Below are 17210 nucleotides of genomic sequence, written 5' to 3'. Positions count from 1 at the left end.
GCACGAGACGGAGGTGAGCGGCGTGAGCGAGGCCCAGGTGGGCGGCGTGAGCGAGGCCCAGGTGGGCGGCGAGCGGGTCGGGATCGACGAGCTCCTGGAGCGGGTCAGGGCCGGCCTCGACCGGTTCGAACCCCGTGCCGCCTACGAGGCGTACGAGGCGGGTGACGCGCTCCTGGTGGACACGCGCTACGCGGCCCTGCGCGAACGGGACGGGCTGATCCCGGGCGCGCTGGTGGTGGAGCGCAACGAACTGGAGTGGCGGCTCGACCCGCTGGGCAGCCACCGCGCGCCGGAGGCGGACAGCCACGACCTGCTGGTGGTGGTCCTCTGCAACGAGGGCTACGCCTCCTCCCTCGCGGCCGAGTCCCTGCGCCGCCTGGGCCTGCACCGGGCGACCGACCTGATCGGCGGCTTCCAGGCCTGGAAGGCGGCGGGCCTCCCGGTCCTCCTCCCGGCGACCACGCGCGGCTGACCGCCCGGACCGAAGGACGCCTGACCGCCCGGACCGACGGACACGGCTGACCGCCCGGACCGACGGGCAGGGCTGACCGCCCCGACCGACAGACGCGATCGGCCGTCCGGACCGACGGACCCTTCTGATCTCCCCCGGGGATCAGAAGGGCTCGTCGAGCCCGTCGGTGTCCTCGCCCTCGGCCTCCAGGGCCTGGCGGACGACGCGGAGGGCCATGCCCTCGGGGTATCCCTTGCGGGCGAGCATCCCCGCGAGCCGGCGCAGCCGCCGGTCGCGCTCCAGACCGCGGGTGGCGCGCAGCTTGCGGGCGACGAGCTCGCGCGCCGTGGCCTCCTCCTGGTCGGAGTCGAGCTGCTCCACCGCCTCCTGGATGAGGGTCGGCTCGACGCCCTTGGTCCGCAGTTCGCGGGCGAGGGCGCGGCGGGCGAGGCCCCGGCCGTGGTGGCGGGACTCCACCCACGCCCCCGCGAAGGCGGCGTCGTCGATCAGTCCGACGTCCTCGAAGCGGGAGAGGACCTCTTCCGCCACCTCGTCGGGGATCTCCCGCTTGCGCAGCGCGTCGGCGAGCTGCTTGCGCGTGCGGGGGGTCCCGGTGAGCAGGCGCAGGCAGATCGCCCGCGCCCGCTCAGCCGGATCCTGGGGTGACAGCTCCTTCTCGGCCCTCGACGAGTCGGGGCTGTCACCCGGCCATTCGGTGCGACCGGTCACCGGTTCAGCTCTTGACCGCGGTGGCCTTGGTCGCCTTCGCGGTCTTGCTCGCGGGTGCCGGGACGCTCTTGGCGGCGTCGTCCGTCGCGGCCGTGTCCGCGGCGCCCGCCGCCACGTCCGTCGCCGCCTCGGGCTTCGCGGCCTCGGGCCGGACGCCGACGCCCAGCTTCTCCTTGATCTTCTTCTCGATCTCGTCGGCGAGGTCGGGGTTGTCCTTCAGGAAGTTGCGGGCGTTCTCCTTGCCCTGGCCGAGCTGGTCGCCCTCGTACGTGTACCAGGCGCCGGCCTTGCGCACGAAGCCGTGCTCCACGCCCATGTCGATCAGGCCGCCCTCGCGGCTGATGCCCTGGCCGTAGAGGATGTCGAACTCGGCCTGCTTGAAGGGCGGCGCGACCTTGTTCTTGACGACCTTGACGCGGGTGCGGTTGCCGACCGCGTCCGTGCCGTCCTTGAGGGTCTCGATACGGCGGATGTCGAGGCGCACCGAGGCGTAGAACTTCAGGGCGCGGCCACCGGTCGTGGTCTCCGGCGAGCCGAACATCACGCCGATCTTCTCGCGGAGCTGGTTGATGAAGATCGCGGTGGTCTTGGACTGGTTGAGCGCGCTGGTGATCTTCCGGAGCGCCTGGCTCATCAGTCGGGCCTGGAGACCGACGTGCGAGTCGCCCATCTCGCCCTCGATCTCCGCGCGCGGCACGAGCGCGGCGACGGAGTCGATGACGATCAGGTCGAGCGCGCCGGAACGGACCAGCATGTCGACGATCTCGAGGGCCTGCTCACCGTTGTCCGGCTGGGACAGGATGAGGTTGTCGATGTCGACGCCGAGCTTCTTGGCGTACTCGGGGTCGAGGGCGTGCTCGGCGTCCACGAACGCCACCTGGCCGCCGGCCTTCTGCGCGTTGGCCACCGCGTGCAGGGTCAGGGTCGTCTTACCGGAGGACTCCGGACCGTAGACCTCCACGACGCGGCCGCGCGGCAGTCCGCCGACACCGAGCGCGATGTCGAGCGCGGTCGATCCGGTGGAGATCACCTCGATCGGCTCCTGGACGCGGTCACCCATGCGCATCACGGCGCCCTTGCCGAATTGGCGTTCAATCTGTGCGAGCGCGGCGTCGAGCGCCTTCTCGCGGTCGGTTCCTGCCATGGGTTCCACCCGATTTGCTTGAGTCGATCGCTTCATGTGAAAGACGCTAACCCCTGCCACTGACAATGGGCCCCGACGTCCGCTCCGACCTGTGGACAACTCGCCGACAAGCCCGCGATTCCAGGGGCCGGACTTCCATGAGAATGGATGTTCGATTTCAGTGTCAAGCGTGCCACACGGACGGGCGACCCCGATCGGGACGCGACCCAGCGTCCCCGTCCGCACACGCAGCGTCAGCCCTTCGCAGCGTCAGCCCTTGCCTTGGCCCTTGCCCTGGTCCCTGCCCCGGCCCTCGTCCGGGTTTTCGTCCGCACTTTCGTCAGCGCCCTCGTCCGGACTCTCGGCAGCGCCTGCGTCCGGACCGTCGTCAGCGCCCCCGTCCGAGTTCTCGCCAGGGCCTTCGTCCGGACCCTGACCCCGCTCCCGCCCCCGCCCCCGCTCCCGCTCCTTCTGGCCGTCCGCCGCCCGAGCCGCGCGTACGGCGCGCACCGCCCCCACCGCCCGTACCGCCCGCGTGATGCCGTACCCCAGCAGCCAGGGCAGCACCGTGATGCCCATGACGTACACGAGGAAGTAGCCCAGGAGGTCCTCGCCGCGGCCGGGCTCGTCCCAGGTGTCCGTGGGCAGGATCATGGCGGTCGCCGAGACCGCGACCGGCACCAGCGGCAGCAGCACGGACCACAGCCGCGGCCACCACCGACCGGGCCGCCGGGCGCACCACACCCCCGTGGCCCCCATGACGAAGGGCCCGAACGGCACCCACAGCACCACCGGCACGAACAGCAACGCCCACCACTCGTCCGCGTACCCGAACATCATGCGAAGCCCCCCCGACCCCGTCCGTTCCCCCGCGCACCGGCCGTGAGCCGACCCGCCACCTATTCTTCGACGCATGCCCCTCCCCCTCCGTTCCCCCGGCGGCGGACCCCTGTCGTCGCGGACGGCCGACGCCCTCGTGGCGGGCGTCGTCCTGCTCGTTGTCGCCGCCTGGACGCTGCTCTCCGCGCGGTACGCGGGCGAGCCCGCCGTCCGTACGCTGCTCGGCTGGGCGCTCATCCTGGTCGGGTGCGGGGCCCTGTACTTCCGCCGGCGACAGCCGGTCGCGGTCGCCGTCGTCACGCTGCTCGCCTGCGTCGTCTACTACCCGCTGTCCGCGCAGGACGGGCCGCTGATGATCGCTTTCGCCCTCGCGCTGTACACGACCGCCGCCGAGGGCCGGTTCGCCGCCGCCGTCGCGCTCGCCGCCGTCACCCTGCTCGCGGTGGGGGTCGGGGAGGTCCGGCAGCAGCCGGGGCACCGGCAGATCGACGACACGTCGCTGGCGATGCTGGCCGGCTGGCTGATCAGCCTCGTCGCCGTGGGCCGCGCCCAGCGCACCCGGATCGCCTACCTCCACGAGGTGGAGCAGCGGGCGCTCGCCGCCGAGCGGGAGCAGGAGGCACGGGCCCGGCAGAGCGCCACGGAGGAGCGGCTGCGGATCGCCCGCGAGGTGCACGACGTGCTCGGCCACAGCATCTCGCTGATCAACGTCCAGTCCGGCGCGGCGCTGCACCGCCTCGGCAAGGGGCCCGCCCCGGAGGCCGGGCTCGTCACCGCGACCGAGGCGCTCCGGGCGGTGAAGGCGACCAGCAAGGACGCGCTGCGGGAGCTGCGCGCGACCCTGGGGGTGCTGCGCCGCGCCGACGAGCCCACTCCCACCGCCCCGTCCTCCTCCGGTCTCGCGCTCCTCGGCGACCTCGCCGGGCGTGCCCGGAGCGCCGGTCTCGACGTCCGTACGGACGTCACGGGTACCCCGGTGCCCCTTCCGCCGCCCGTCGACCTCGCCGCGTACCGGATCGTGCAGGAGTCGCTGACGAACGTGACCCGCCACGCGGGCGCGAGGAGCGTCCGTATCTCCCTGGACTGGGGTGCGGACGCGGTGCGGCTGCGGATCGAGGACGACGGGGAGGGCGCGCCGGAGGGGCGGCCCCTGGGCAGCGGCATCCGGGGCATGGCCGAGCGGGCCCGTGCGTTCGGCGGCGAGCTGACCGCCCAGAATGGGGCCGACGGCGGTTTCCTGGTGGACGCCCGGCTGCCGCTCTCCGTACCCACCGTGTCCGAGGGGGACCCCCGATGATCCGTGTCGTGCTGGCCGACGACCAGACCCTGGTCAGGGCCGGGTTCCGGTCGATCCTCTCCGACGAGGAGGACATCGAGGTCGTCGGCGAGGCCGGGGACGGCGAGCAGGCGATCGGGCTGGCGCGTGAACTGCGCCCGGACGTGGTCCTGATGGACATCCGCATGCCGGTGCTCGACGGGCTCGAAGCCACCCGCCGGATCACCGCGGACGAGCGTCTCGAAGGGGTGCGGGTGGTCATCCTGACCACCTTCGACGCGGACGACCACGTGTACGGGGCGCTGCGCGCGGGCGCGTCGGGCTTCCTCGTGAAGGACACCGAGCCGATGGAACTGCTGCACGCGGTACGGGTCGTGGCGCGCGGTGACGCCCTGATCGCACCGGCCGTGACGCGCCGTCTGATCGCCGAGTTCGCGGGCCGGGCCGATCGGCAGCCCGATCCGAGTCCCCGGCTCAACGCTCTCACCGAGCGGGAGCGCGAGGTCCTCGGCCTGGTGGGCGCCGGTCTCTCCAACGACGAGATCGCCGGCCGCCTCGTCCTCTCCCCCGCGACCGCGAAGACCCATGTCAGCCGGATCATGACCAAGCTGGCCGTCCGGGACCGGGCGCAGTTGGTGATCCTGGCGTACGAGTCCGGAATGATCACCCCGGGCTGGCTGGCCTGACCCGGGGCCGCAGGTCGGTCTGGACCCAGGGCCCGGGCCGGGCTGCCTCCCCGGGCCCCTAAGGGTGGCGCGCGCGGGGGCGCAACCCAGGGGGTACGCGCGCGTGCCACGGCACAACCGCTGGGGTACGGCGGGTGTCCACCACGGGGTGACGCCGGCCCCCTGACCGTACGCCGACGCTGAACGAGTGAATCAGGACGTACTCGATCTCGCGCGGCTGCAGTTCGCCCTCACCGCCGGCGGCCACTTCCTCTTCGTCGCCCTCACCCTGGGGCTCGCGACCGTCGTGGCCGTGCTCCAGACGAAGGCCACGCTCGGCCGGAAGCCGCTGGACGCGCGCATGGTCCGGTTCTGGGGCCAGCTGTACGTGATCAACTACGCGGTCGGAATCGTCACCGGTCTGGTGATGGAGTTCCAGTTCGGCATGGCCTGGAGCGGTCTGACCCACGAGGCGGGCAACATCCTGGGCGCCTCGCTCGCCGTCGAGACGATCGTGGCCTTCTTCGTCGAGTCGACCTTCCTCGGCCTGTGGATCTTCGGCTGGAACCGGCTCAACCGCTGGGCCCACCTGGCCGCGATCTGGATCGTCGTCCTGACCGCCTATCTGTCGGCGTACTGGATCCTCGTCTCGAACGGCTTCCTCAACCACCCCGTGGGGTACGGCTCCGAGAACGGCGAGCTCGTCCTCGACGACCCGGTCGCGGTCCTCACCAACCCCTCCGCGCTGCTCGCCTTCGGACACGTCCTGGCGGGGGCGCTGCTCACGGCCGGCTTCTTCATGGCCGGGGTGAGCGCGTACCACCTCTTCCGGCGCACCCCCGAGTGGGAGTTCTTCGGCCGGAGCCTGCGGATCGGGGTGTTCCTGTCGGCGCCCGCGCTGATGGCGGCGGCGGTGTTCGGCGGGCTCCAGTTCGCCGTCCTCGCCACGTTCCAGCCGATGAAGTCGGCCGTCTTCGGCGCGAAGACCGCCGAGATCGCGCGCCTCCAGGCGGAGATGACGGAACGGTTCGGGCCCGGCGACTACGTGCCCTCGGAGGCCTGGACCCGGGGCGGCGCGCTGCTGATGCTCATCAGCTTCGCCCTGATGATGTACCTGTGTTTCGCCGGGGTGATCCTGGCCGCCTTCAAGAAGGTCGTCTTCCGGTTCCGCCTCTGGCACCTGGTCCTGATGGCGGCGGTGCCACTGCCGTACATCGCGATGATCAGCGGCTGGGTCTTCCGGGAGTCCGGGCGGCAGCCCTGGGTGGTCCACGGGCTGCTGAAGACCGAGGACGCGGTCTCGAACCTCTCCCCGGGCACCATGCGCCTCTCCCTCACCGTCTTCACCACGGTCTTCGTCCTGCTCGCGGTCCTCAACGCCTGGCTCCTGACCCGGCACGCCCGCCGGGGCCCGGCGGAGGCGGGCCTCGGCCACGACGAACGCCCCTCGCAGGAGGAAGAAGGGCAGGACGGATCCCCCGACCCCGCCGACGCCCTCCCGGCCCCCCGCTACTGAGCCTGCCGAGAACCGCCCGAGAACCACGAACCGCGAACCACTAAAGAACCACGAACCGCGAACCACGAACCACCCGAGAACCGCCCCAGAAACGCCCGAGACCCCAGAACCGTCCGAGGAGCCCTCGTGGAGACCCTGGCCATCGCCCTGCTCGCCTTCTTCGCCGCGGGCTGGTTCGTGCTCGCCGGGGCGGACGTCGGCACCGGCATGCTCACCCCCTGGCTCGGCCGGGACGACCGCGAGCGACGGCTCGTCCTCACCTCCTTCGCCCCCTTCTTCCTGGGCAACGAGGTCTGGCTGGTGGCGACCGTCGGCGTCCTCGTCGGCTGCTTCCCCGCCCTCGAAGGGGAGCTCCTGAGCGGCCAGTTCCCGGTCCTCGTGGCCCTGCTGGTGGGCTGGATCGTCCGTGACGCGGGACTCTGGTCGCGCGGCCGGGGCCCGGGTCCGCGCTGGCGCGCGGGCTGCGACGCTGCCGTGACGTGCGGCAGCTGGGCCCTCGCGCTCTCCTGGGGGTGGCTGCTCACGGCCCTCCTCACCGGGCGCCCGTACGCGCCGGCGACCGGCCCCACGGCCGTCCTCACCGCGGCGGCCGTGGCCGCGCTGTTCGCCGCGCACGGGCTCGGTTTCGCCACGCTCCGGCTCACCGGACCGCCGTACGAGCGGGCCCGCCGGCTCGTCGGCCGCGCCGGGCGCCCGTGGCAGTCCTTCGCGCTGACCGGGGCCCTGATGGCCGGGCTGCCGCTCTGGGCGGGAAGCTCGCTCCCGCTGGCCGAACGGGCGGCCGCTCCCACGACGCTCGGTCTGCTCGTGCCCGCCCTGCTGTTCGTGACCCCGCTGCTGGTCGCCGTGCAGGCGTGGATCTGGCACACCTTCCGGCACCGGGTCACCAGGCCCTCGTACCTGTGAACCCCGGGTTGGAGGCCCCGAGCCCCCGTCCCGGACGCCCCGGAGCCGGCCTCCCCCGGGCCGGTTTCACGACTCGCCGCGCCGCGACTCCTCCACAGCGGTGTCCTTCTTGTGGTGCAGGGCCTTCTGCAACCGCGCCACCACCGCCTCGCCGTACCGCCGGTGGCCATGGACGCGCGGGTCGTCCGTCACGTCGTACCGCTTCACATAGGCGCCGAGGAAGGCCTGGAGGGTCGCGATGGCGGGGATGGCGATCAGCGCGCCGACGGCACCGAGCAGCGCCGTTCCCGCGATGACCGAGCCGAAGGCGACCGCCGGGTGGATGTCCACCGTCTTCGAGGTGAGCTTCGGCTGGAGCACGTAGTTCTCGAACTGCTGGTAGACCACGACGAAGCAGAGCACCCACAGCGCGTACCAGGGGTTCACGGTGAAGGCGATCAGCATCGGCAGCGCGCCGGCCAGATAGGTGCCGATGGTGGGGATGAACTGCGAGACCAGGCCGACCCACACCGCGAGCGCGGGAGCGTACGGCACGTCCAGGATCTCGAAGAGCACGAAGTGCGCGACGCCCGAGATGAGGGCCATGAGGCCGCGCGAGTAGAGGTAGCCGCCGGTCTTGTCGACCGCGATCTCCCAGGCCCGCAGCACCTCGGTCTGCCGGGCGGGCGGCAGGACGGAGCAGAGCGCGCGCCGGAGCCGGGGGCCGTCGGCCGCGAAGTAGAACGAGAAGAGGAAGATCGTCAGGAGCCGGAACAGGCCGCCGAGGACGGTGGCGGAGACGTCGAGGACACCGGACGCGCTGTTCTGCACGTACTTCTGCAGCCAGTCGGAACTGAGGACGCTGTCCTGGACCTCGACCCGGGACAATTCCGTGTGGAAGGTCTGGTTGATCCAGTTGATCACCGAGTCGAGGTACTGGGGGAAGTTCTCGACCATGTCCACGATCTGCCCGGCGAGCATCGAGCCCAGGAGCACGACGAAGCCGACGCTGAAGATCAGGACGGCGAAGAAGACGAGGAAGGTGGCGAGACCGCGCCGCATCCCGCGCGCCGCCATGCGCCCGACCGCCGGTTCGATGGCGAGGGCGAGGAAGAACGCGAGGAGGATGTTGACGAGGAGGCCGATGAGCTGGTGGAACGCCCAGTTGCCCAGCAGGAAGCAGGAGTAGAGCGCGAGGGCCAGGACGAACGCGCGGGGCAGCCAGCGTGGCATCCGGGCGGCCGGGGCACCGGCGGGCCCGGCGCCGGGGGTCCCCGGCACCGGGCCGCCGCCGCCTCTGCCGGCCGACGGGACGGCAGCGGCCGGAGCGGTGGGCGCGCCCGGCGCGGTCGGCACCGCCGACCCGGTCGACCTGCCGGGGTCCGCCGCCGTGTCGACGGCGGGCGACGCGGTCAGGCCGGTCCTGTCACTCTCGATCTCGTCGATCTCGTCGATCTCGTCGATCTCGTCGATCTCGTCGATCTCGTCGGGCTTGCTGGTGTCGTCGGTCTTGCCGGTGTCGTCAGTCGGGGCCACCCCGCCAGTCTCGCGCACCGTACGGACATTCCCGTCCGGACCCCTCGCTTCCCCTTCGGGAACCCGCCCCGGACCTCGCGGCCCGCGACCGCCGGCTCCGGGGCGGCAGGGGGCTCGTCAGCTCCGTCGCGGACCGGTCACCGCTTGTCGGCCGGTACGTCGACGGCCGCGCAGACGGCCCGCCACACGTCCTTCGCCTCCCAGCCGGCGTCCAGCGCCTCGCGCACCGTCCGCCCTCCGAGTTCGGCCATCACATGGTCACGAGCGAAGGATTCGGCGTAGGAGGCACCGAAGTGGTCCGCCATCCGCTCCCAGAAAATCGTCAACCGCATGACCCCAGTATCCCGCTCCCAAGAGTGCAGCCCGCTCCGAAGCCCTTGTCACCGCGACTTTCCGCCCTACGGTCGGAGCATGGCCGAAAAACCACTCTCCTCCCCGCCCGAGACCCCCCTGGCCCGCGCCGAGCGATTCGTCTGGCTGACGGCCCGTGTCCTCGAACAGCGCCGGTTCGCCTACCACTTCCTGCGCGGCGGCGCGGATCAGGTGGAGACGGCCCTCGCCGCGTACCTCAACGAGGACGGCGGCTACGGGCACGCGCTCGAACCCGATCTCCGCGGGCCGGTCAGCCAGCCCCTGCACACCGCGCACGCGCTGCGGGTCCTGAACTCCATCGGGCGCTGCGGCGGGCTGCGCGTGGAGCGGATCTGCCGCTACCTCACGGACGTCTCCACCCACGACGGCGCCCTCCCGGCGATCCACCCGTCCCAGCGCGGCTTCCCCGTCGCGCCGTTCGTCCCGGTCGTCGACTCCCCGCCGAGCGCCTTGCTCACGACCGGCCCGGTGGTCGGACTGCTGCACCGCAACCAGGTGTGGCACGCGTGGCTGTTCCGGGCCACCGAGTTCTGCTGGTCGGCCGTGGAGTCCCTGGAGAAGTCCCATCCGTACGAGGTCCAGGCCGCGATCGCCTTCCTGAACGGGGTCCCGGACCGCCCGCGCGCGGAGGTGGCCGCCGACCGGCTCGGGCGGCTGGTCCGCGAGCAGCGGCTCGCCGTCCTGGACCCGGACCGGGAGGAGGAGTACGCCGTGGCGGACGGGTACGCGCCCGGGGAGCTCCACTTCCCGCACGACTACGCGCGCGTGCCGGACTCGCTGGCCGCGCGCTGGTTCACGGACGAGGAGATGAACCGTTCGCTCGACCGGCTCGCGGCCGACCAGGCGGAGGACGGCGGCTGGCCGATCCGCTGGCGCGCCTGGGCCCCCGGCTCGGCCCTGGAGTGGCGGCCCATCGTCACGGTCGAGGCCCTGCGCACGCTGCGCGCCCACGGCCGTTCCGTCGACTGACCCCGGGTCCCGGCCGCCGCCGGGCCCGGGGACGGCGGTCACCAGCCCAGGGCCCGTACCCCCGCCGTGACGGCGACGGCCGCACCCACGACGACCAGGAACGGTGCCCGCAGGACGAGCGCGACGGCCGCCGCGGCGAGCCCGGCGGCGCGGGCGTCCACGACGACGGCGCCGCCCGCGCTGAAGGTCTGCTGCGCGGTGAGCGCGGCGAGCAGCGCGACGGGGAGCAGGGCGGCGAGCCGCTGGACGAGCGGTCGCTCCAGCGCTCCGGCGGGGACGAGCAGGCCGACCAGTTTGACCAGGTAGCACCCGGCGGCGGTCAGGCCGATGGCGATCCAGACGTTCATCGGGAGCCCTTCTCTCGCTCTCCTCGGGAGTTCTTCTCGCGCCGGGAGTCCCGCTCTGCTCCGGCGTGCTTCTCTCCTCCGCCGATGGCCGCGCGGCGGCCCTGGAACCAGAGCACCAGGGGCGCGGCCAGGGCTGCCGCGAGGACCGGTACCCCGGCGGGCAGGACGGGCAGCAGCCCCAGGCCGAGCAGGACGGCGATGCCCGCGGTGGCCCGCTCGGTCGCGGACTTCAGCATGGGGGCGAGCAGGGCGAGGAAGACGGCGGGGCCGGCCGCGTCGAGCCCCCAGGCCGCGGTGTCGCCGATCGCCTCGGCGCCGAGCGCCCCGAGGAGCGTGGTCGCGTTCCACAGGACGTACAGCGTGAGTCCGGTGACGGTGAAGCCGATGCGGGCGGCCCGGCGGGAGGGCTGGGCGAGCGCGACGGCGGTGGTCTCGTCGATCACCCAGTGGGCGGCGAACGGCCGGACGGCCTTCGGTACGGCGAGGAGCTGGGAGAGCCGCAGCCCGTAGAAGGCGTTGCGGGTGCCCAGGAAGAAGGCGCCGGCGGCGGCCGTGAAGGGGTTGCCGCCCGCGGCGAGCGCTCCGACGAGGGCGAACTGCGAGGCGCCCGTGAAGACGAACAGGCTGAGGACGCAGGTCTGGAGGAGGGTCAGGCCGGCTCCGGCCGAGGTCACGCCGAAGGCGAAGCCGGAGAGCCCGACGGCGACGCCGACGCCGAGGGCGTCGCGGACGACGGCCGCGTCGGGTTTGGCCGGTGTGTCGTCGCGTATGACGGGGGGTGCTGTCTGTTCTGCCACGTCAGGGACGTTACGGCAGCTCCGGCAGCCCGGTCTTGTACGTTCTTGCGGCGGATCCGGGGGAGCCCGGGCGACCGCCACGCGCGCGCTGGTACGCCCCCGGCGGCACCCCCACACTGCGGGTGAAGTGCCGGTTCAGGTGCGACTGGTCGGTGAAGCCGACGGCGGCGGCCGCCCCCGCGGGCGGCGTCCCCACGTCGAGCAGCTGCCTGGCCCGCCGCACGCGCGCGTCGGTCAGCCAGGTGTGCGGAGGCATCCCGTACGCGTCCCTGAAGGCCCGCAGGAGCGCGAAGGGACTGGTACCGAGGTCGGCCGCGAGCCGCTCCAGGGTCGGCGGTTCGACCATGCGGTCCTCCAGGACGGCACGCGCGCGTGCCGCGTTCCGGGCGCCCGCCGAGCGCGGCGGGAGGGGGGTGACCAGGCCGCCGTGACTGCGCAGCATCCGGGCGGTGACCAGCCGGAGCAGGCTGTCCGCCGCGAGCGCGTCGCCCTCCTCGGCGGCCCGGTGGACACCGACGATCAGCCGGGCCGCGTACGGGTCGTCGACCACGGGTGAGGTGAAGCCGACGGAGCCGCGCAGGGCGAGGGTGTCGGCGGCGATGGCGTGGACGATCTCCGCGTCGGGGTAGATCGTGCGGTACGTCCACCCCTCGGGCACGCCCGCGTGTCCCGTGTGCGGGGTGTCGGGGTTCACCAGGGCGATCTGGCCGGGGCCCGCGTGGACGAGGTCGTCGCGGTAGTGGAAGGCCTCGACGCCCTCGGTGATCGCGGCGAAGACGAAGGTCTCGTGGGTGTGCCGGGCGAAGGCCTTGCGGATGTAGTGGGCGTGCAGCAGATCGACCCCGGGCAGCTCGGCGTACTGCCAGTACCGTGCCCGCTCCCCGCTCGCCGCGCCTCCGTCCGTCATCCCTCCATTCTGCGACAGGCCCCGGACCAGCGAGAACCGCTCAGACCCCGGCCCCACGGTTCCGCGCCCCCCGCCCCGCCCCGAGTGGTTTTCCACAGGTCCGGGCGGTTGTCAGTGGCCGGGTGCACGATGGGGGGCATGGTCAGGTCCGCGCTCGACTCGTTCTCCCCCGCCACCCGCGGCTGGTTCACGGGTGCCTTCACCGCGCCCACGGCGGCGCAGGAAGGCGCCTGGAAGGCCATCGGCGCGGGCTCCGACGTCCTCGTCGTCGCTCCGACGGGCTCGGGCAAGACGCTGGCCGCCTTCCTCGCCTCCCTGGACCGGCTGGCCTCCTCGCCCCCGCCGGCCGAGCCGAAGAAGCGCTGCCGGGTGCTGTACGTGTCCCCGCTGAAGGCCCTCGCCGTGGACGTCGAGCGGAACCTGCGCTCGCCGCTGACCGGCATCCGGCAGGAGTCGGTGCGGCTCGGCCTGCCCGAGCCCGACATCCGGGTCGGCATCCGGTCCGGCGACACCCCGCCGGCCGAGCGCCGCTCGCTGGCGACCAGACCGCCGGACATCCTGATCACCACCCCCGAGTCGCTGTTCCTGATGCTGACCTCCGCCGCCCGCGAGGCCCTCGCGGGCGTGGAGACGGTCATCCTGGACGAGGTGCACGCGGTCGCGGGCACCAAGCGGGGCGCGCACCTGGCCCTCTCCCTGGAGCGGCTCGACGAGCTGCTGCCCCGCCCCGCGCGCCGGATCGGCCTGTCGGCCACGGTCCGCCCGGTGGACGAGGTGGCCCGCTACCTGTCGCCGGGGCGTGCCGTGGAGATCGTCCAGCCGCCCTCGGGGAAGGAGTTCGACCTCTCCGTCGTCGTCCCCGTCGAGGACATGGGCGAGCTGGGCGGCTCCCCCGCCTCCGAGGGCAAGGACGGCGGCGACAAGCCGTCGATCTGGCCGCACGTCGAGGAGCGGATCGCCGACCTCGTCCAGTCCCACCGCTCCACGATCGTCTTCGCCAACTCCCGCCGTCTCGCCGAGCGCCTCTGCAACCGGCTCAACGAGATCGCGTACGAGCGGGCGACCGGCGAACCCCTCCCCGAGGGGGCTCCCCCGGCCGAGATCATGGCCCAGTCGGGGGCGGCGCAGGGCGTCCCGGCGCTGCTCGCCCGCGCCCACCACGGCTCGGTGTCGAAGGAGCAGCGCGCCCAGGTGGAGGAGGACCTGAAGGCGGGCCGGCTGCCCGCCGTGGTGGCCACCTCCAGCCTGGAGCTGGGCATCGACATGGGCGCGGTCGACCTGGTCGTGCAGGTCGAGTCACCCCCCTCGGTGGCCTCCGGGCTGCAGCGCGTGGGCCGCGCCGGACACCAGGTCGGCGCGGTCTCGACGGGCGTGGTCTTCCCCAAGTACCGGGGCGACCTGGTGCAGGCCGCCGTGGTCACCGAGCGGATGCGTTCGGGTGCGATCGAGTCGATGCGGATCCCCTCGAACCCGCTGGACGTGCTGGCCCAGCAGCTGGTCGCCGTGGTCGCGCTCGACACCTGGCAGGTGGACGACCTCCTCGCCCTGGTGCGCCGGGCGGCGCCCTTCGCCTCGCTGCCCGAGTCGGCGTTCACGGGCGTGCTCGACATGCTCGCCGGCCGCTACCCGTCGGACGCCTTCGCCGAGCTGCGCCCCCGCGTGGTCTGGGACCGGGTCGCCGGGACGGTCACGGGGCGGCCGGGTGCCCAGCGGCTCGCGGTCACCTCGGGCGGCACGATCCCCGACCGGGGCCTGTTCGGGGTGTTCCTCGCGGGCTCGGACCCCAAGAAGGGCGGGGGCAGGGTCGGAGAGCTCGACGAGGAGATGGTGTACGAGTCGCGGGTCGGCGACGTGTTCACCCTCGGCACCACCTCCTGGCGGATCCAGGACATCACCCGGGACCGGGTCCTCGTCACCCCCGCGCCCGGCGTGCCGGGCAGGCTGCCGTTCTGGAAGGGCGACCAGCTGGGCCGCCCGCTCGAACTGGGCCGGGCGGTCGGCGCCTTCCTCCGTGAAATCGGCGCCCTCTCCGACGAGGACGCCCGGCTGCGGCTGCTCGCCGCGGGCCTGGACGCCTGGGCCGCCGAGAACGTCCTGGCGTACCTCAAGGAGCAGCGCGAGGCCTGCGGCCACGTGCCGGACGACCGGACGATCCTGGTCGAGCGTTTCCGGGACGAGCTCGGGGACTGGCGGGTCGTCATCCACTCCCCGTTCGGGGCGCAGGTGCACGCCCCGTGGGCGCTCGCGCTCGGTGCGCGGCTCGCCGAGCGGTACGGCATGGACGCGCAGGTGATGCACGCGGACGACGGCATCGTGCTGCGGCTGCCGGACGCCGACCTGATGGGCCTGGACATGGGCCTGGACCTCCTCGACCACGAACCGGTCGACCCCGGCCGGCACCTCGACACGACGTTCGACGCCGACAAGGCGCCCGTCGGCGCGGCCGACGCCCTCTTCGACAAGGGTGAGATCGGGCAGATCGTCACCGACCAGGTGGGCGGCTCCGCGCTGTTCGCGTCCCGCTTCCGCGAGTGCGCCGCGCGCGCCCTGCTGCTGCCCAAGCGCAACCCCGGCAAGCGCACCCCGCTCTGGCAGCAGCGGCAGCGGGCGGCCCAGCTCCTCCAGGTGGCGAGCGAGTTCGGCTCGTTCCCGATCGTCCTGGAAGCCGTCCGCGAATGCCTCCAGGACGTCTTCGACCTCCCCGGTCTGACCGAGCTGATGGGGGACATCGAGGCCCGCCGGGTCCGCCTGGTCGAGGTCACCACCGCCGAGCCCTCCCCGTTCGCCCGCTCCCTGCTCTTCGGCTACGTGGCGCAGTTCCTGTACGAGGGCGACTCCCCGCTCGCCGAGCGGCGGGCGGCCGCGCTCTCCCTGGACTCCCGGCTGCTCGCCGAGCTGCTGGGCCAGGCGGAGCTGCGCGAGCTGCTCGACGCGGACGTCCTGACGGAGCTGGAGCGGGAGCTCCAGTGGCTGACGGACGACCGACGGATCAAGGACATGGAAGGCGTCGCCGACCTGCTGCGGGTCCTGGGCCCGCTCACCGACGCCGAGCTGGCGGAGCGCGGTGCCGAGGCGGTGTGGGCGTCCGAGCTCGGGGCCGCCCGCCGCGCGATCCGGGTGCGCGTCGGCGGCCGGGAGCACTGGGCGGTGATCGAGGACGCCGGCCGGCTCCGGGACGCCCTGGGCACGGCCCTGCCCGTCGGGGTGCCGGAGGCCTTCACCGAACCGGTCAAGGACCCGCTGGGCGACCTGCTCGCGCGGTACGCGCGCACCCACGGCCCGTTCACCTCCTCCCAGGCCGCCGGCCGCTTCGGCCTGGGCGCGGCCGTCACCGACGGCGCCCTCCAGCGGCTCGCCGCCTCGGGCCGGGTCGTCCAGGGCGAGTTCCACCCCTCCGGCATCGGCCAGGAGTGGTGCGACGCGACCGTCCTGCGCCGGCTGCGCCGCCGCTCGCTCGCCGCCCTCCGGCACGAGCTGGAGCCGGTGCCCCCGGCGGCCCTCGCCACCTTCCTGCCGCAGTGGCAGCACCTGGGGAGCAACAGCCTGCGCGGAATCGACGGCCTCGCCCGCGCGATCGAGCAGCTCCAGGGCGCCCCCGTCCCCGCGTCCGCCCTGGAGAAGCTGATCCTGCCGTCCCGGGTCCGGGACTACTCCCCGGCCCTCCTCGACGAGCTGACGACCACCGGCGAGGTGGTCTGGGCGGGGGCCGGGTCGCTGCCCGGCAAGGACGGCTGGGTCTCGCTGTACCTCGCGGACGCGGCGCCGCTGCTCCTCCCGCCGCCGCACCCGCTGGAGCTGTCCGCCCTGCACGAGTCGGTCCTCACGACCCTCTCCGGCGGGTACGGCCTGTTCTTCCGCCAGATCGCCGACCAGGTCCGGGCCACCACCCATCCGGACGCCACCGACCCGCAGCTCGCCGACGCCCTCTGGGACCTGGCCTGGTCGGGGCGGCTCACCAACGACACCCTGGCGCCGCTGCGCTCGCTCCTCGGCTCGGGACGCACGGCCGGGTCCACCGCCCACCGCGCGCGCCGCACGGTCCCGCGCGGCCGGTACGGGACGCTGACCGCCGCCGCCCGCCCCGCCTCCCGCACGGGCCCGCCCACGGTCTCCGGCCGCTGGTCGCTGCTGCCCGCGCTCGAACCGGAGCCGACCCACCGGGCGCACGCCCTCGCCCGCACGCTCCTGGACCGCCACGGCGTGGTGACCCGGGGCGCGGTGGCCGCCGAGGGCGTGGAGGGCGGTTTCTCCGCGACGTACCGGATTCTGGCCGCCTTCGAGGACAGCGGGCAGGCCCGCCGCGGCTATGTGGTGGAAGGTCTCGGCGCGGCCCAGTTCGCGATGGACGGGGCCGTGGACCGGCTGCGGGCCGCGGCGACCGCCCGTGACCGGGGCGCGGAGGCTGCGGCCGGCCCGCGCGCGCTGGTCCTGGCGGCGGCGGACCCGGCGAACGCGTACGGGGCGGCCCTGTCCTGGCCCGAACCCCCGACCGGCGCGGGGCACAAGCCGGGGCGCAAGGCGGGCTCGCTCGTGGTCCTGGTCGACGGCGAACTCACGCTCTACATGGAGCGGGGCGGCAAGACGCTCCTGTCCTGGCCGTCGGAACCGGACGATCCGGCCCTGAAGGCGGCGGCGGAGGCCCTGGCCGCATCGGCCCGGGCGGGCACGCTGGGCACGGTGACGGTGGAGCGCGTCAACGGCACCACGTCCCTCACCTCCCCCCTCTCCGCCTCCCTGGAGTCAGCGGGCTTCGTCGCCACCCCGCGAGGCCTCCGCCTCCGCCCCTGAACCGCACCG

General features: G+C 73.5%; 14 protein-coding genes and 1 pseudogene. 7 read left to right on the top strand and 8 right to left on the bottom strand.

Translation table 11 applies throughout. The features are described from left to right. The first annotated feature begins 22 nt into the window (after positions 1–22). Entirely contained in the window at positions 23–472 is a 450-nt protein-coding gene (locus ABT129_RS30985) for a rhodanese-like domain-containing protein (RefSeq protein WP_351908258.1), read from the top strand. Between the two features lie 141 nt (positions 473–613). Here ABT129_RS30985 and recX read toward each other — a convergent pair. The 3 genes and pseudogenes from recX to ABT129_RS30970 all read right to left on the bottom strand — a co-directional run. Continuing rightward, positions 614–1216, bottom strand: a pseudogene (gene recX / locus ABT129_RS30980) (recombination regulator RecX); the annotation flags it as partial. Beyond that, positions 1185–2324: a recombinase RecA gene (gene recA, locus ABT129_RS30975; protein WP_351908218.1), complete on the bottom strand. Its 1140-nt coding sequence runs from the start codon at positions 2322–2324 to the stop codon at positions 1185–1187. The gene recA and the pseudogene recX, both read right to left, overlap by 32 nt. 249 nt (positions 2325–2573) lie before the next feature. Beyond that, complete coding sequence (locus ABT129_RS30970) at positions 2574–3143, bottom strand: hypothetical protein (RefSeq protein ID WP_351908217.1); 570 nt, start codon at positions 3141–3143, stop codon at positions 2574–2576. 73 nt (positions 3144–3216) lie between these two features. Between ABT129_RS30970 and ABT129_RS30965 the strand changes: the two genes are divergently transcribed. From ABT129_RS30965 to ABT129_RS30950, 4 genes are all read left to right on the top strand, one after another. Then, positions 3217–4440, top strand: a complete 1224-nt coding sequence (locus ABT129_RS30965; protein ID WP_351908215.1) for a sensor histidine kinase — start codon at positions 3217–3219, stop codon at positions 4438–4440. Continuing rightward, the gene (locus ABT129_RS30960; RefSeq protein ID WP_351908213.1) at positions 4437–5105 is read left to right on the top strand and encodes a response regulator; all 669 of its coding nucleotides are present in this window, start codon (positions 4437–4439) and stop codon (positions 5103–5105) included. Before ABT129_RS30965 ends, ABT129_RS30960 begins: the two co-directional genes overlap by 4 nt. A gap of 187 nt (positions 5106–5292) precedes the next feature. After that, positions 5293–6600 carry a cytochrome ubiquinol oxidase subunit I gene (locus ABT129_RS30955; protein WP_351908211.1) on the top strand — a complete coding sequence of 436 codons (1308 nt, stop codon included), beginning with the start codon at positions 5293–5295 and terminating at the stop codon, positions 6598–6600. A 126-nt stretch (positions 6601–6726) separates the two neighbouring features. Beyond that, the gene (locus ABT129_RS30950; RefSeq protein WP_351908209.1) at positions 6727–7506 is read left to right on the top strand and encodes a cytochrome d ubiquinol oxidase subunit II; all 780 of its coding nucleotides are present in this window, start codon (positions 6727–6729) and stop codon (positions 7504–7506) included. A gap of 66 nt (positions 7507–7572) precedes the next feature. Here the strand turns inward: ABT129_RS30950 and ABT129_RS30945 are convergent, their stop codons facing one another. Beyond that, on the bottom strand, positions 7573–8718 hold the full coding sequence (locus ABT129_RS30945; RefSeq protein WP_502981967.1) for an AI-2E family transporter: 1146 nt from the start codon (positions 8716–8718) through the stop codon (positions 7573–7575). Between the two features lie 440 nt (positions 8719–9158). Continuing rightward, entirely contained in the window at positions 9159–9353 is a 195-nt protein-coding gene (locus ABT129_RS30940; protein ID WP_041662943.1) for a DUF3046 domain-containing protein, read from the bottom strand. A gap of 79 nt (positions 9354–9432) precedes the next feature. Between ABT129_RS30940 and ABT129_RS30935 the strand changes: the two genes are divergently transcribed. Then, entirely contained in the window at positions 9433–10362 is a 930-nt protein-coding gene (locus ABT129_RS30935; protein WP_351908207.1) for a hypothetical protein, read from the top strand. A gap of 38 nt (positions 10363–10400) precedes the next feature. On the opposite strand, the gene ABT129_RS30930 is transcribed toward ABT129_RS30935, so the two are convergent. From ABT129_RS30930 to ABT129_RS30920, 3 genes are read right to left on the bottom strand one after another with little or no spacing between them, the layout of a single operon-like run. Beyond that, positions 10401–10709: an AzlD domain-containing protein gene (locus ABT129_RS30930; RefSeq protein ID WP_351908205.1), complete on the bottom strand. Its 309-nt coding sequence runs from the start codon at positions 10707–10709 to the stop codon at positions 10401–10403. Beyond that, the gene (locus ABT129_RS30925) at positions 10706–11506 is read right to left on the bottom strand and encodes an AzlC family ABC transporter permease (RefSeq protein WP_351908203.1); all 801 of its coding nucleotides are present in this window, start codon (positions 11504–11506) and stop codon (positions 10706–10708) included. The genes ABT129_RS30930 and ABT129_RS30925 overlap by 4 nt, the downstream gene beginning before the upstream one ends. Before the next feature lie 10 nt (positions 11507–11516). Next, a complete protein-coding gene (locus tag ABT129_RS30920; protein WP_351908201.1) occupies positions 11517–12413 on the bottom strand; it encodes an AraC family transcriptional regulator in 897 nt (298 codons plus the stop codon). Positions 12414–12551: 138 nt separating this feature from the next. Here ABT129_RS30920 and ABT129_RS30915 point away from each other — a divergent pair, with 138 nt between their 5' ends. Further along, complete coding sequence (locus tag ABT129_RS30915; protein WP_351908199.1) at positions 12552–17201, top strand: Lhr family ATP-dependent helicase; 4650 nt, start codon at positions 12552–12554, stop codon at positions 17199–17201. The last annotated feature ends 9 nt before the right edge of the window (positions 17202–17210 follow it).

This window comes from Streptomyces sp. NPDC002057, assembly GCF_040296665.1.
Lineage (GTDB): Bacteria > Actinomycetota > Actinomycetes > Streptomycetales > Streptomycetaceae > Streptomyces.
The sequence above is the reverse complement of the archived record's forward strand: the minus strand, read 5'-3'. Positions and strand labels throughout refer to the sequence as shown.